The organism is Pseudomonas sp. 5C2 (genome assembly GCF_034314155.1).
In the GTDB taxonomy this organism is placed as follows: domain Bacteria; phylum Pseudomonadota; class Gammaproteobacteria; order Pseudomonadales; family Pseudomonadaceae; genus Aquipseudomonas.
The window spans coordinates 2202501-2218003 of record NZ_JAVIWH010000002.1 but is presented as its reverse complement, the minus strand read 5'-3'; the positions used below and the strand labels follow the sequence as shown (position 1 = coordinate 2218003).

The window sequence follows — 15503 nt, the reverse complement described above, 5'->3', positions numbered from 1 at the left end:
CTTTCAGACTCGCGCTTCCATCCTTGCCAGGCTGCTGATGGGCAGCGTGACCTTTTGTTCACGTTGCAGCAGATTGAGCAGGATCACTGCACGCTCTTCGCCGTCCGCGGTGAGGAAAATCGCTTCAATGTCGCAGAAACCGCCGGACTTAATGAGTACGTGCTCGCCCTCTTGAAACTCCGGCTGTGGGGCAGGGGACAACAGTCGTTGGCGAATTTGCTCAATCAGTTCGTCCTGCACCGGCACCGGATGTCCACCGAAGGTGACGATGCGCGCTACCCCACGCGTTGAGCGGATCGGGTACCAGTTGTCGTGCACCTGATCCATGCGGATAAACAGGTAGCCGGGGAATAACTCTTCCTCGCTGACGGCCCGTGGATTGCGCTTCTTCGGCGCCGCTGCTTTGAGTGGGCGATAGCATTCGAACTGCTGACGTTGCAGGTGCTCTTCAGCGCGAGCTTCCTGACGCGGCTTGGTCTGGATTAGATACCAGCGAGCGGGGCTTTCCGTGTAAGACATATGTTTACTCCACTGCAATCCGGGTTTGACTGGGTAGTACAACATCAGGTGTTCAGGCGGTGGCGGCCAAGGCCTCATGTCCATGAGGCGCGGTGCTGTTGCTGAGCGAGTAGCACGACAGCAGTTGTTGAACTTGCTCGACACAGTTGAACATCAGTACATCAATGATCGACAGATTGGCTACGAAGGGATCTCTGTATTGCCGATAGTCGATGGGGTCGATTTTGAAGAACTGCAGCGACAGGTCATGTCGCGCAAAATACTCAGGGTCATACAACTCAGCCCCGCCAATGGGATTGAGATAACGCTCGCAAGCAAGATTGCGCACGATTCGTACCACCCGATCCTGTTTGTCGATGGGGGGGCCGATGTCCAAATCAGAGCTACGAAAAATCGGCGTATCAATGTGCAGATAGGCGCACATTTCCCTGATCGAATGTTCGATGTAAAGCGCCAGGTTCTGTTGAGGGAAGTTTATCAATCGCTCCAGTAAGGGCATGACTTGAGCAAAGTACGGAGCCTTGCGATAACTTTGGGTGATCAGGCTTATCAGGCGTTGAGCCTCGTCGGCGAAGTTGTCGCACAGTTCACGCTGGTTGATCGGCAGATCGAATCGATCCCGTTTCAGCGGAAAGGTAATCAGTTTGGCTTCGCCGTTGTAAAGGATGCGGTTGCGGTTGACCCAACCCGACCTGATGTACTGCAAGTCATCGCCAAGGACGAAGACATCGCTTGATGCAATCAGTTGGAAGTAACCCAGGTAGGGAAACAGGTACGGCTGCATCATTGCGAGCGTCTTGGCCATGTTCATCTCCTTGATGTCAGTGATATCCGTGCGTTCACTTTCGAGCGGGACTGTAGTCATATCCATAGGCTGAGCAGTCATAGGCATTGTTCGATGCCTTGCGCAAAACGCCATTGAAAATGGCGCCTTTGATGACCACACCGTTTTGGCCCAGACGGCGTTTGCAGGCTTCGATTTCCTTGACGGTGCTCAGGCCGAAACGGGTGACCAGTAAACAGGTGCCCGCCTGGCGTCCGACCAAGGTGGCGTCGGTCACGGCGAGGATCGGTGGCGTATCGATAATTACCAAGTCATAGAGCGGCGACAAGTCGCTGAGTAGCTTGTTGAAGTTGTCGTGCATCAACAACTCCGACGGGTTGGGTGCAGCAAAACCACAGGAGATAAAGTCCAGATTAGGCACTTCGGTGGCGTTGATCACTTCCCGGCTTGTCAGGCGAGCGGCGAGCGTATCGGACAGACCGTGTTTAGGGTGCAGGCCGAATACCTTGTGCAAATAGCCCTTGCGCATATCAGCGTCGATCAGCAGTACACGCTTACCCGTCTGGGCAATGATCACCGCCAGGTTGCTGGACACGAACGACTTGCCCGAACCGGGTGACGGGCTGGAAATCATCAATACATTGTTACGTGCTTCGAGCATCGCGAAGTGCAGGCTGGTGCGCAGACTGCGCAGCGACTCCACGGCCAACTCGGAGGGTTCGGAGACGCTCAGCAACTTCGATTCCTTGCCCGCGGAACGGCTCTGGTTATGTTTTTCCAGGCGCTCTTGTTTTCGCGAGTACGGCAGCGAGGCATAAACTGGCATGCCCAGGTTTTCGATGATTTCCGGGTTGTCCACGCCGCGATAGAACGCTTGGCGCAGGAATACCACGATGACTGCCACCAATGCGCCAATCAAGGTTGCGATAACCACGATCAGTTTGCGCATGGGCCTGACTGGCTCTTCGACATTGACGTCAGCGTTGTCGATGATGCGTACGTTACCGATGCTGCCGGCGCGAAGGATGTCCTGTTCCTGGCTCTTGTTCAGCAGCAAGGTGTAGGTCTGAGTGGTGACTTGCATGTCGCGCGTCAAGCGCAGCAACTCTTGCTGGGTGACAGGCAACGCCTGGATTTTTTTCAACAGGCCTTGTTTCTGTGCTTCAAGTTGACCCATCTGAGTCATCAGCGCGCGGTAGGTAGGGTGTTCGCGGGTGTACAGCCGTTCAACCTCGACCCTTTTGAGTTTCAGTTCGGAGAGCATGGAGTCGAGGTTGACTACTTGGTCGAGCACTGATTTGGTTTCGATGCTCAGGTCCACCGATTTTGCGCTGGCCTGGAAAGCGTTCAGGGCTTGCTCTGATTGCTCAAGCTGCTTACGTACCAGCGGCAGTTGCGAGCGCAGAAACTCCAGGCGCTGTGCGGCTTCGGCAGAGCTGCGTTCAACGTTCTGGCGCACGTACAGGTGGCTGACTTCATCGAGGATAATCTTGGCCTGTATGGGGTTGGTGTCCTGAATGGACAGGTAAATGATCCCTGAATCCTTGCCGGCTTCATTGATGGTCAGGCGGCCCTGATATTCCAGTGCGCTGGTCAGCGTGCGCTCTTTGGTCAGCTTGAACTCAGTGCCGGGGCGAGCCTTAAGCGTGGCCACCTGGATTTTTACGCCATTGCCTTCGACGGTCTGATTGGTCTGGCCCTTGAGCAGCAGCTTGCTTTTTTTGTCATACAGCGAGAACGCGTCTGCTCCGTCGGCCACCAGTGTCATCGGTTCGCCGAGCAGTGCGTCAGGAACTTCCAGCTGGAAGACGCTGATTTGTTCGCCCCCCCACGCGTAGTTCTTCAGGCCGAACAAGGGTTCAGCGAAGCTGCCTTCGGTTAGCGGTTTGTAAGTTCGGGCCATGTATGCGCCGAACACAGGGAAGTACCGTGGCTTCTGGATAATGTTGAGCTTGAGGTCTTCGACCACACGGCCGAGCACGGCCCGCGACTTGATCAGCTCGATCTCGGTAGTGGCCTGAGACACAGACATAGGCTTGCCGCTGACTTCGGTAGTCGCTTCAATGCCGATTTTTTTAGGCTCGATTTGAATCATCGCAGCGGCTTGATAGGCCGGTGTCGCGAGCAGGGCGTAGGCCACGCCGATCAGGCAAAAAAAGCTGATGATCGAGGCGATCAGACCCTTGTGATCAAACAATGTGCGCAAGATAGTTGCCAAATCGATCCGGGTGTCCTGGTAATAGTCCAGGGAAGAGCGGTTCATAGCGGTCATTTATCTTGTTACTCCTGACTGTAGGTAAGGGAGCCAGTCATCGACACAACGCGAAAGGTGCTCGAAGGTCTGTTCGAAGGCTAGTTTCGGGCGCCGGTAGGGGTCGGCTATTTCCAGCTCGTGTTGCCATTTGCCAATCAAAAACACTTTGCCGCGCGCTTCTGGAGCCAGTTTCAAAATACTTTGCATCTGCGCCTGTTCCATGAGCAGGATCAGCTCGGCCTGGCGCAACATCTGTCGGTCGACCTGACGCGCCTCATGGCGGTGAGCAGGCACTTGATGCGTCTTCAGGACTTCGCGGGCCAGAGGGTCCATCGGCGCGCAAAGCATTGCGTGAATCCCTGCCGATGAAATCTGCACACCGGATGCCTGCACGCGTTGGCGGAACATCGCCTCAGCCATCGGGCTGCGGCAGATATTGCCGACGCAGATCACTAACAGGTTATTGAACATGACCTTTGCTGCCCGACAGCATCAGCCACAGACGTTTGTTTAGATTGACGCTGACGTTACGTGCCACCAGCAGCAACGCGTGTAGTTTGTTCAGCGGCCTTATGGCCGACAGCGACAAACCAAACACCTGAATCAGAAAGTATTCATACAATTCCTGATTGCCAATACGGTTGTAGTAGTTGGCCAGGCTGGTACATGTCTGCAGGCTCATGTGCAATTTCCGTTTGTGCGATCGCATGGAGAAAACTCCACCCGGATGCAGGCGGTACATGGCAGGCTTGATCTCGGCGAGGAATTTACCTTTGCCAAATGCGCCGAGCAGCGACCACCAACACAGGTCGTTGAGTGGCGCGAGGAGCAACTCTGGCGGCAGCTTGAAAAAGACATTACGAAAGCACACGGTCAGCGTTGAAATCGGTCGGGCCTTTTGCAGTTCGATGGCGCTGGCGTCGCGACGTAATTCGCCCTGTAACTGGATGCCTCGCTCACCATCGTGGTCGAAGGACATGGCGTCGTGATAGGTCAGTGCGTAATCCGGATGACTCTCGAGGAAGTCCACTTGGATTTGAAGTTTGCGTGGGTCGGTCCAGTAGTCGTCGGCCTCGCAATAAGCGATGTAGCGTCCACGCGCTTCCTTGAACAGTGCCGGTACGCAGGGATTGCCTTGCTGGTACTGATTAACGTCTTGATAAAACGGCCTGATGATTCCTGGATAACGTTCGGCATACTCGGCGATGACGCGCGCAGTGCCATCGGTGGACGCATCGTCGTTGATCAGGATTTCGAAAGGAAAATTCGTTTGTTGTGCCAGAAAGCTTTCTAGCGTCTGGGCGATAAACGCCTCCTGGTTATAGGCGGGGCAGACGATGCTCAACAGCGGCTCGGGAGCGCGCGGCTCAGTGGTGGCATTTTGCGAGGTGGCATCCATGGCTCAAGTACTCGGTTTGCTGAACAAAATGAAAATCTTCACGGCCAGAGGCTTATAGCTTGCTGCCACCAGCGTCAGGGTTACCAGACCACACACCGCCAGGCCCATGAACGTCGTGATGCGGTCATCACCTGCAATCATGCGAAACAGCGGTTCGCTGATAACAATCCCGATCGCGGTCATCAGGCTGATACGCAAAATATCGTGTAGCCATCGGCCATTAATGCCTGGTGCCAATCGGTTGTGCACGATCGGTGGCCAGATCAGGAAAGACACTAGGCGCAGAGCGAACCAGGCCACTGCTGCGCCGTAGGCGCCTTGATAATGGATGGCCAGAAGCATCACCGGCACGGTCACTACGGCTGACACCACGCTGTACCAAACATGCAACTCGATCTTTCCATGGGCGTATTGCAGGTAAAACTGGAAGGCACTGGCGGCCATGATCGCGCTGCCCAATGAGTACCAGAGGAGTATCGAATGGCTCCATTGGGCAGCAACGTGGTCACCGGTCCAAGCGTAAATCAGCGGTTCGGCGTGCACCCCGATCACCGCAGCCAGTGGAAACAGAACGGTGCACACGAATCGGTTGGCGGATAGAAACAGAGCATGCATATCGTCCTGACGGCCTTCTGCCATCAGTACAGTCAAGCGGGGTAATAGCGTTTGCGCCAGTGGGTTGGCCAACATCAGGATGCCGGTGCTGATAAGTGCTACCAGCGAGAAATAACCGTACTCTTTGAGCAGCAGCATTTCCGAGAGCAACACCTTGTCTATCTGAGTCAAGACGATCCACAACACGGTTGTCAGGGACATGCTGGCCGCAAACGGAATGATCGGCTTGACCAGTGCCCAGTTGAAACCGCTCAACAGATGCGGGGTTGGCATTTGCTGGTAGGCCCGGGCCGCGAAGATCAAGGTTTCGATCAATCCCACCAGCACCTGGAATTCGAAAAAGTCCCGAGGGTCGTTCGAAATGGAACTGACCAGTAGCAACCCGCCGAAATAGCGCAGGGTGGCAATGATCACATTGGCGATGTTTAGCCACGCGTGTTGTTCCAAACCTTGTATGCCGCTTTTGTAGAGCGTCGAATACAGGCGCAAGGCGATGATCAGCCCCATCATGCTGATACAGCTGATAAGGGTTTGGTGATCCAAGACCTGAGCGTTGAGCCATTTCACTGCAATCCATGGGCTGGCCGCGTAAATCACCACGCAGCACAGTACTGCCAGTGGCACGAAGATAATCTCGAACGAGCGCAGCAAATGCCCCGCGTTTCGTTCTTCAGTCGGCAAACTCTGCTGGTGCGCAACAGCACGAACCAGGCTGGGTGACATCCCTGCATCAAGTAGCTGTAGCCATGCCTGCATGACGGAAAAGAAACCGATCAGGCCATACGCTTCGGCCCCTAGATGGCCGAGGTAGAACGGCATTATCAGAATGCCAACCAGCAGCGCGTAGGCCTGTCCGGCATAGCTCAAGGTGGTGTTTCTGATGACGGAAAGTTTTCTCGGCATGGCGTTTAGATAACCTGAGCGAAGGCCGTATCTTTAAAGCTGATCGGGCCAAGACTGCATTCAGTGATAAGGGTGTCGATGATCTTGTCTTGGTCATCGTGTGCCAGCCCCGGATAGATCGGCAGGCAAAGTACGCGCTGGCTCAAGGCTCGCGAAGCGCTCTGGGCGGCTTGGGGCTGCAGGTATTCGAGGGTGTCCAGAGACGGGTAGAAATAACGCCGAGGGTTGATGCCTTTATTGTTAAGGGCTGTCCGCACCCGTAATAGTTGTTGTTCACTGTGTAGGCCGATGGGGAAGTAGCTGTTGTTAAGCTCGCTATTGGGTGTGGCTTGTTGAAAATCCACGTAATCGCCCAGCCGAGACTGATAACGATGAGCGATTTCAGCACGCTGTTCGAAGATGCTGTCGATGTCGTCGAGAATGCACAGCCCCATGGCCGCCGAAAACTCGTTGAGTTTGGCGTTAATCCCTAGGCCGTCGATTTTGTCGGTGTCGGCGATGCCGAAGTTGCACAGCAGGTACACACGCCGGGCCAGCTCGTCATCGTTGGTGATGATCGCTCCACCCTCAATGGTATGGAATAACTTGGTCGCATGAAAACTGAGTGTGCTGATGTCGCCCCACGTGAGCACCGACTGACCGGCATGACGAACCCCGAATGCATGGGCACCGTCGTAGACGGTTTTTAGTTGGTGTTTACGCGCAATTTGCTCGATGCGTTCGACCGCACAAGGGTTGCCAAACACATGCGTACCCACGATCGCCGTGGTATCGGAAACGATCCTGCTTTCGATGTGGTCGGGGGAGATGTTCCAGGTGCGCGAGTCAATGTCGGCGAAGATCGGCCGAATACCTTCCCACTGTAACGAACTGCTGGTCGCTACAAAGCTGAACGGTGTAGTCACAGCGCTGCCGCTCAGACCCAGTGCGCGATAAGCGACCTGCAGGGCCAGCGTGCCATTATTGGTCAGCAGCACATGTTTAACGCCCAAAAAAGCCTTGAGGCGCTCCTGCAACTCGCACACCAAGGGACCATGATTGGTTAGCCAGCCCCGTGCGTAGATGCCTTCTACGTAGGTTTTGAACTTGTTGATGTCTCCGAGGTAGGTCTTGGTCACGTTGATCATCGAAGCCTCCATGTCTGACGCTGAATAGTGATAGCGAGCATTGAAGTACTGAACTAACCGAGCGTTGATGTGGGCGGCTAACTGCCTGTTTTTCGGCTGACCAACCGGGCTCGACGTTGGTTGATTTTAAGAATGATTCGTGTGGCAAGGCTGCCCGCATGAGGATCGCCATAATGAAAGATGGCGGTCGCACGTTTCAGGTCGGGGCCGACAGTACGGTTTGCATGCAGCGAGCGATAACCCCAGAAGAAATAGATGCTGCCCGGCTCCAACTGCAATGTGGTGGGCTTGAACCAGCCGCGTTGCATTGCCAGGCACATCAACGTGCGACTGAAACGATTTTGCAGCAGCGCTTTTTCAATAACATTGAGGACCACGCTCGAGCGCACGGTTCGTAAGTTAGGAAACAGAACTAAATCTCCGCGCTCTTCACCGTCTTGCGGAATAAAGATGGGAACCAGTGCGGTCACTAGACTGGCGTCGTAATGAAAGCAATTGGACTCCCGTTGTCCCTCGTTCCCTTGTACACAGCGAAGGACCGGAAAAATCTGGTCACTGATGGCCTGTTTGTTTGCGGCTTCGCGATACAACCTGGCCAGCAATGCCTTGAACCGGGGGTCGGCCCAGATATTCACCAGCAGGCTGCCAGCTAATGCCTGTTCGCCGTGATAGGCAAAATACTCGCCGGGATGGAGGTTCGCGTGGTGGTCGGTGTAGGTGCGCAGCTGTTGTAGATCGGCTTCGCTGACGACACCTCTCAGTTGGGCAAAGCCATTGGTATCAATCTCATTGGCCAGCTTTTTTACGTGCGGCTCATCAATGTCAAAAGATAAAGGCATCGCTTCAGGCTCTTTATAGGTAAGTAAGTGAGCGGGACGGCCATCCGGTGCAGCTGCCATTGCTGAGGGGCATGCATTACAAACAAACACCTTCACATCACATCGTTTAAACACGCTACCGCCCGAATCTGCTGATCCCGCCGCGGCCTGGTGACTGAATAACAATGTTTAAACGTTCGTTTAAACGTTCACGCTGTAACTTAGACGAGCGGTCGAAGTAAACCCTCAGGCAATGCTACCGCCCGACCGAGCACGCTCAGTAAAAAAACAAGTGTTCAATTAGTTAACGGACTCCCACAGGCGCAAGAAACTGCACCGTGCCTAAAACTAATTTTGTGTGGGCAGAACTGTAGAACGTGTTGGCTTGACGCGTTGCGCGCTCTGCTCTTTGACAGGGCTGCATTGGCAACGAATCGTCTGACAGACATATATATCGACGGCGGCTTCCTTTCTGTCAAATTATTTCGTCAAGAAACTGTTAAATTTTTGATAAATGGTTTTGTTGTGATTATAAGCTATTGATTTTATTAAGAGTCAAAAAACCATCGCCTGCACCGCTTAGGTGCTGCGACGTTTTTTAGACGCATAAGAAAGGCGGGAATAATGCAATTAATCACGGTGAAGTCTGGGCAAGTAATCACCGGTCCGCAGTGAGTGTAGTTGGCTTTTATTAAAGGACACAAACTGCTCGAATGAGTGCATTGGCACTGTTGTAACTATGGTGTTGAGTGGTTTTTGCTGGGCGCGGTTTTTGAAAGTTGAGCGGGTCGATTCCTGGTCTCCGCAGAGGGGGTTCACTTTTTATCAGTTGAATGTGGCGGTTTAGGACTCAACTGCCAGCAGACGTAGAAATAACCCTTATGTCTAGTAGGGCTATTTGACAAAAGACGAGTATCGTCCATGACGCTGATCACCTTGAGCCGACAGGCAAGGATGAGCCCGGATCAGTGGGGTAAGCGTGCTTGGGTTAGGGTGATATTTTTTATATGCATTTCAGGAATATATAAATAATAATTAATAATTTTTTGATCTATTTAAAATCAGGCACTATCAAGCTTTCGACGCTTCGACATCACGCAAACATTCCAGCGTTCTGGGTTGTGCGCCTCAGAGTTATCTGTCTATGAAAAGCCTTCCGCTGTATTTCGATTACGCCGCTACCACACCTGTGGATGAGCGTGTCATTAAGGTCATGGTCGAGTGTCTGGGCCGATCCGGGAATTTTGGTAATCCTGCATCCAGCTCCCATCTATATGGTCAGCAGGCCCGGCAAGCTGTCGAACAGGCCCGTCAACAGATTGCCGATCTTGTCGGCGCAAAGGCCACGCAAATAGTCTGGACGTCCGGTGCGACCGAGTCGAACAACCTGGCGCTCAAGGGCGTTGCACAGGCTCGAGTGCAGCGGGGTGGGCATATCATCACCAGCCAGCTTGAGCACAAGGCGATTCTCGATACGGCGCAGCAATTGCAGGCGGCTGGCTACGAGGTGACTTACTTGGCGCCGGATGCTCAGGGTTTGATCGCTCCTGCAGTTGTCAGCGCCGCGCTTCGAGAGGACACCTTTCTGGTGTCCCTGATGTTGGTCAATAACGAGTTGGGCACGCTCAACGATATTGCAGCCATAGGCCAACTCGTCCGTGAGCACGGCGCGCTGTTCCATGTCGATGCCGCTCAAGGTGCTGGCAAAGTAAGCATTGATCTGGCCGCGCTGGCGGTTGATCTGATGTCGTTCTCCGCACACAAAGTCTACGGTCCAAAAGGTATTGGTGCGCTCTATGTCGGGCCGCGTGCCGACCAGCGCTTGCAGGCTCAGATCCATGGTGGCGGACACGAAGGGGGGCTGCGTTCGGGCACACTGGCCACCCATCAAATTGCGGGCATGGGTGCTGCTTTCGCTTTGGCTGCCGAAGTGTTTGAGCATGAGACTGCTCAGATCGAGCGTCTGCAATTGCGCTTGCGGCAGCAACTGGCCGAGATTCCGGGCTTGCGCGTCAATGGCTGCCCTACCCAGCGGGTCGCGCACACCCTGAGCCTGACCTTTGGCAAAGGCGATCTGAATCTGGATGCACTGAGCAGTGACTTGGCCTTTTCGTCCACGTCAGCCTGTAACTCGGCAAAAAATGCACCGTCGCATGTGCTTCTTGCCCTTGGTCACGATGTGCAGTCTGCGCGTCAGACCATTCGCTTGAGCCTCGGGCGCTTCACCACGGAGGACGATGTTGACCGTGCCGTCCGGTTGATCAAGGCCTCATTGACCGAGCCTGCCTTCTGGGCAGTTGCTCAGCAGTGAGTGCTGCTCCATTATCTGAACCGGAACATGCCAATTACCGGTTCAGCGGGAGAGTCAATGAGTACGCAGTCGAAAACCAACGGAGTGGTCGCCGAACGTTTGGCGCAAGTGCGCGCCCTGATGAGCCGGGAGCGTATCGATGCTTACCTGGTGCCGTCGGCGGATCCACACCTTTCTGAATACCTGCCGGGCTATTGGCAGGGCCGGCAGTGGCTTTCGGGTTTCCATGGCTCGGTCGGTACCCTGATCATCACCCAGAGTTTTGCGGGTTTGTGGGCCGACAGCCGTTATTGGGAGCAAGCCACTAAAGAGCTGGCGGGCAGTGGCATCGAGTTGGTGAAATTGATGTCGGGCCAGCCTGGGCCGCTGGATTGGCTGGCTGAAAAGGCCACGAGCAAAAGTGTTGTCGCCGTGGACGGTGCCGTGCTGGCGGTTGCTTCGGCGCGTACGCTCGCGGCCAGGTTATATGAGCGTGGCGCTAGTTTGCGGACGGATTTTGATCTGCTCACAGAACTATGGCTTGACCGTCCTGGGTTGCCGACCAATGCCATTTATCAGCATTTACCACCTCAGGCGAGCGTGAGTCGAGGCGACAAACTGGCCAAATTACGTCAGGCGTTGCAAGAGCGCGGTGCGGATTGGCATTTCATAGCGACCCTAGATGACATCGCCTGGCTGTTCAATCTGCGCGGTGCCGATGTTTCCTATAATCCTGTGTTCATCTCATTTGCCTTGATTGGTCCTCAACGGATCAGTCTGTTTGTCGACTCCGTCAAAGTTGATGCCGAGCTGCGCCAGGCACTGGAGGGGGAGGGCATCACACTCGTCGAATACACCAACGTTGCCTCGGCGTTGCGTGATGTACCGGCCGATGCACGACTACTGATTGACCCGGCGCGTGTCACCTGTGGCTTGCTGGACCACCTTAAAGCTGAGGTGACACTGCTGGAAGGCCTCAACCCGACAACGCTGTTCAAGTCGCAAAAAAGCGATGCCGATGTTCAACACATCCGTCAGGCCATGGAACAGGATGGTGCTGCACTTTGTGAGTTCTTTGCCTGGCTGGAAACGACGCAGGGAAAGGAGCCGGTCAGTGAGTTGTCCGTTGATCTTCATTTAGGTCAGGCTCGCGCCCGTCGTCCGGGCTATGTCTCACCAAGCTTCGCCACCATTGCGGGTTTCAATGCCAATGGGGCCATGCCGCATTATCGTGCCACCGAGCGCGAGCATGCGCAGATTGAAGGTGATGGCCTGCTGCTGATCGATTCGGGCGGTCAATACCTGGGTGGCACTACGGACATCACGCGGATGGTGCCCATCGGAACACCCAGCGCCGAGCAAAAACGTGATTGCACACGTGTACTCAAGGGCGTGATCGCGCTGTCTCGGGCACATTTCCCGCGCGGGATCGCTTCACCGTTGCTGGATGCTATCGCTCGAGCGCCGATCTGGGCTGAGGGCGTCGATTATGGTCACGGCACCGGGCATGGTGTCGGGTATTTCCTCAATGTGCACGAGGGACCGCAAGTTATCGCCTATCAAGCCGTTGCAGCACCGCAAACGGGGATGCTGCCGGGCATGATCACCTCTATTGAACCGGGCACGTACCGTCCTGGTCGCTGGGGGGTGCGCATCGAAAACCTGGTGCTCGCGGTTGATGCCGGGAAAACCGAATTTGGTGAGTTTCTCAAATTCGAAACCCTGACCCTGTGCCCTATTGATACCCGTTGTCTTGAGGTTTCCTTGCTGGCCCAAGACGAGCGTGACTGGCTAAATGCCTACCATGCTCAGGTCAACAAACGTCTCAGCCCATTGCTGCAAGGGCCAGCTCTGGAGTGGTTGCGTACACGCACCGTCGCGGTCTAACCCGTCGATTGCGCTGCCGGCTCATACCTGCGGCGCAGCGGCGAAGGCTTCGACCCTATAGTCGACCGTGCGAGTTCGGTTGTGGCTGAAAGCCCGGCGCGGGCCGCGCTGTCGCAATGCATCGGTGCATCGGTGGTTGCGAGAATGCTGTCTACTCCCCGGATTCAACAGCAAGTTCTCGATGTCAGTCACGATTGGCTGGTCCGGCAAATCGATGCGCAAGGGGTGAGCGAATAAGCGAATAGAGCTACTTGCAGATGATGATCATGCTGCGGCTGGTATAGCCCGCTGGGTTGAGACCAAAAGGGTAATCACCTGGATCTTCCACAGCGTCGCCGGATTTGGCGATGAGTTTATAGCCTTTCGCGTCGCATGAGCTGGCCGCCAGTTCATAGCATTTGTCCCAGGAAGAGGTGAGTCCGGAGCAGTTGATATGAAGTCCGCGTTTGCCGATCTTCACCGGTTTGTAGGTCGCTGCACAGCCAACGAGCGCCAGTAATGCCAAGACGATCACTAAGTGTTTCATTTCTTTCCTTACCTGGCGAATGCATGAATGCCAGCGCTTTGCTCTAAATTCACGTGTGTGCATGACCGGTGCCGGTGACGTCCAGGTCTGGATGAAGCTCCAAGGGTAATAGCGGTTACGGAGCTCAACATGGCTCAACCGAGTTACAAATGCTAGAGGCGTTTTATATCCGCCCCGAAAGCGGGGTCAGTCAGCGGGTACCAACGCTGGTCGTTTTGGGCGCATGGTCAGTGTCGCACCCACCGAAGCCAGAATGATTGAGCCAATGGCGAGCCACTGCGTCAGCGTAAGGCTTTCATGCAGGAAAAGTAGTCCGGACAGTGCCCCAAACGCGGGTTCGATACTCATTAATGTGCTGAAGGTTCGGGCGGGCAAGCGCGTCAACGCCATCATCTCCAGGCTGTAGGGCAATGCGGTCGACAGAATTGCCACGCCTAACGCGGTCGTGAGCAACGCCGGGTTGAGCAATGCCGAGCCTGCGTGCACGATCCCGATAGGCGCAATGAATATCGCCGCAATCAATACGCCTAGCGCTGCGGTCTGAATGCCGTTGTCCGCACCAGCTTTTTGGCCGGACACGATATACATCGCCCAGCAGACCCCTGCGCCGAGTGCGTAGCCTATCCCGGTCAGGTCGATATTCGCGCCGCTCTCCCCGGTCGGTATGAGCAGCAGCAAGCCTGTGACAGCCAGGATTATCCAGACAAAGTCAATTGCCCTGCGCGAAGAGAGGAGAGCCACGGTCAATGGTCCTGTGAACTCAAGCGCGACGGCGATCCCAAGTGGCACGGTGCGTAAGGACATATAGAAGAGGAAGTTCATGCCGCCCAGCGCGATGCCATAGATGATGACGGTGCGCAATGACTTGGCGGTCAACGTCGCTCGCCAAGGACGCAGGACCAGCAACAGAATCAGACTGGCAAAAACCAGCCTCAAGGTGGTGGTGCCTTGTGCTCCTATTAGAGGAAACATGCTCTTGGCCAACGATGCGCCGGATTGGACCGAGGCCATTGCTATAAGTAGCAGGCCCACCGGGAAGAGAATCGAGCCTAGGCTGCGGTGCTGGTCGGTCATTACGGTTTAATCGTCCACGGTCATCTGAATAGGGGGGGGCAAGATTAGTAGCGGAGCCTATGATGCTTAAGAAAGGCGGCCTGAGCAATATATTGCTCAGGGGTGTGCGTCAGCTATATATAGAAGGCAGCTTTAGGGTCAGTCACCAGCCTTTTTGGGGACGTTTTACCAATGTGACAAGTTTGTGAAATTAGGTGTTGACGCCCCAGCTAATCTCTCTATAATTCGCACCTCTTCCGGAGCAGATGAAACGGAAAACTCCTTGTAAATCAAAGAGTTATCCAGAGTAAGCGGCGAGGAAGGGGTTTTGATCTTCTGGATCGAAAGCGGTAGAAAAGAGGTGTTGACAGCAGCGTGTAACGCTGTAGAATTCGCCTCCCGCTAACGAGAGACGTGAAGTTGATCGAAGCGCAAGTGGTTGAAGTTGCAAAGGAAACTTTGAAACTTGTTAAAATAACCGCTTGACAGCAACAGGGGCTGCTGTAGAATGCGCGCCTCGGCTGAGACGAAAGATCTCAACCACCCGCTCTTTAACAATTGAATCAAGCAATTCGTGTGGGTGCTTGTGTTGTAAGACTGAAGTCAACTGATTATCAGCATCACAAGTTACTCCGCGAGAAATCAAAGATGTAACCAACGATTGCTGAGCTAAGTTTAGGGTTTTGTCAAAACCCAAAGATGTTTGAACTGAAGAGTTTGATCATGGCTCAGATTGAACGCTGGCGGCAGGCCTAACACATGCAAGTCGAGCGGCAGCACGGGTACTTGTACCTGGTGGCGAGCGGCGGACGGGTGAGTAATACCTAGGAATCTGCCTGGTAGTGGGGGATAACGTTCGGAAACGGACGCTAATACCGCATACGTCCTACGGGAGAAAGCAGGGGACCTTCGGGCCTTGCGCTATCAGATGAGCCTAGGTCGGATTAGCTAGTTGGTGAGGTAATGGCTCACCAAGGCTACGATCCGTAACTGGTCTGAGAGGATGATCAGTCACACTGGAACTGAGACACGGTCCAGACTCCTACGGGAGGCAGCAGTGGGGAATATTGGACAATGGGCGAAAGCCTGATCCAGCCATGCCGCGTGTGTGAAGAAGGTCTTCGGATTGTAAAGCACTTTAAGTTGGGAGGAAGGGCATTAACCTAATACGTTAGTGTTTTGACGTTACCGACAGAATAAGCACCGGCTAACTCTGTGCCAGCAGCCGCGGTAATACAGAGGGTGCAAGCGTTAATCGGAATTACTGGGCGTAAAGCGCGCGTAGGTGGTTCGTTAAGTTGGATGTGAAATCCCCGGGCTCAACCTGG

The 15503-nt window shown here is 54.6% G+C and carries 13 protein-coding genes and 1 rRNA gene (1 of these 14 only partly in view); 4 read left to right on the top strand and 10 right to left on the bottom strand.

The features are described from left to right. Positions 1–3 precede the first annotated feature (3 nt). From rfaH to RGU44_RS10870, 8 genes are all read right to left on the bottom strand, one after another. On the bottom strand, positions 4–519 hold the full coding sequence (gene rfaH, locus RGU44_RS10905; protein WP_322178383.1) for a transcription/translation regulatory transformer protein RfaH: 516 nt from the start codon (positions 517–519) through the stop codon (positions 4–6). 52 nt (positions 520–571) lie between these two features. Then, positions 572–1324 (bottom strand): WbqC family protein, encoded by a 753-nt coding sequence (locus RGU44_RS10900; protein WP_322178384.1) that lies wholly within the window; start codon positions 1322–1324, stop codon positions 572–574. A 34-nt stretch (positions 1325–1358) separates the two neighbouring features. Then, complete coding sequence (locus tag RGU44_RS10895) at positions 1359–3575, bottom strand: polysaccharide biosynthesis tyrosine autokinase (protein WP_322178385.1); 2217 nt, start codon at positions 3573–3575, stop codon at positions 1359–1361. After that, a complete protein-coding gene (locus tag RGU44_RS10890; protein ID WP_322178386.1) occupies positions 3576–4028 on the bottom strand; it encodes a low molecular weight protein-tyrosine-phosphatase in 453 nt (150 codons plus the stop codon). After that, a complete protein-coding gene (locus RGU44_RS10885) occupies positions 4018–4956 on the bottom strand; it encodes a glycosyltransferase family 2 protein (protein ID WP_322178387.1) in 939 nt (312 codons plus the stop codon). The genes RGU44_RS10890 and RGU44_RS10885 overlap by 11 nt, the downstream gene beginning before the upstream one ends. Before the next feature lie 3 nt (positions 4957–4959). Next, positions 4960–6474, bottom strand: a complete 1515-nt coding sequence (locus RGU44_RS10880; protein ID WP_322178388.1) for a lipopolysaccharide biosynthesis protein — start codon at positions 6472–6474, stop codon at positions 4960–4962. 5 nt (positions 6475–6479) lie between these two features. Next, on the bottom strand, positions 6480–7601 hold the full coding sequence (locus tag RGU44_RS10875) for a DegT/DnrJ/EryC1/StrS family aminotransferase (protein WP_322178389.1): 1122 nt from the start codon (positions 7599–7601) through the stop codon (positions 6480–6482). 77 nt (positions 7602–7678) lie between these two features. Further along, positions 7679–8440: a hypothetical protein gene (locus tag RGU44_RS10870; protein WP_322183077.1), complete on the bottom strand. Its 762-nt coding sequence runs from the start codon at positions 8438–8440 to the stop codon at positions 7679–7681. 1123 nt (positions 8441–9563) lie between these two features. On the opposite strand from RGU44_RS10870, the gene RGU44_RS10865 reads away from it, so the two are divergent. From RGU44_RS10865 to RGU44_RS10855, 3 genes are all read left to right on the top strand, one after another. Further along, positions 9564–10730 (top strand): cysteine desulfurase family protein, encoded by a 1167-nt coding sequence (locus RGU44_RS10865; protein WP_322178390.1) that lies wholly within the window; start codon positions 9564–9566, stop codon positions 10728–10730. Between the two features lie 57 nt (positions 10731–10787). After that, entirely contained in the window at positions 10788–12596 is a 1809-nt protein-coding gene (locus tag RGU44_RS10860; protein WP_322217086.1) for an aminopeptidase P family protein, read from the top strand. Between the two features lie 81 nt (positions 12597–12677). Further along, the gene (locus RGU44_RS10855) at positions 12678–12833 is read left to right on the top strand and encodes a hypothetical protein (RefSeq protein ID WP_322178392.1); all 156 of its coding nucleotides are present in this window, start codon (positions 12678–12680) and stop codon (positions 12831–12833) included. A 10-nt stretch (positions 12834–12843) separates the two neighbouring features. Here RGU44_RS10855 and RGU44_RS10850 read toward each other — a convergent pair whose 3' ends face one another. Together RGU44_RS10850 and rhtA are read right to left on the bottom strand one after the other, a co-directional pair. Next, positions 12844–13122 (bottom strand): hypothetical protein, encoded by a 279-nt coding sequence (locus RGU44_RS10850; protein ID WP_322217803.1) that lies wholly within the window; start codon positions 13120–13122, stop codon positions 12844–12846. 186 nt (positions 13123–13308) lie between these two features. Further along, a complete protein-coding gene (gene rhtA / locus RGU44_RS10845) occupies positions 13309–14196 on the bottom strand; it encodes a threonine/homoserine exporter RhtA (RefSeq protein ID WP_322178393.1) in 888 nt (295 codons plus the stop codon). A gap of 684 nt (positions 14197–14880) precedes the next feature. Here rhtA and RGU44_RS10840 point away from each other — a divergent pair. After that, positions 14881–15503: ribosomal RNA gene (locus RGU44_RS10840) — 16S ribosomal RNA — on the top strand; it runs 916 nt beyond the window's last position.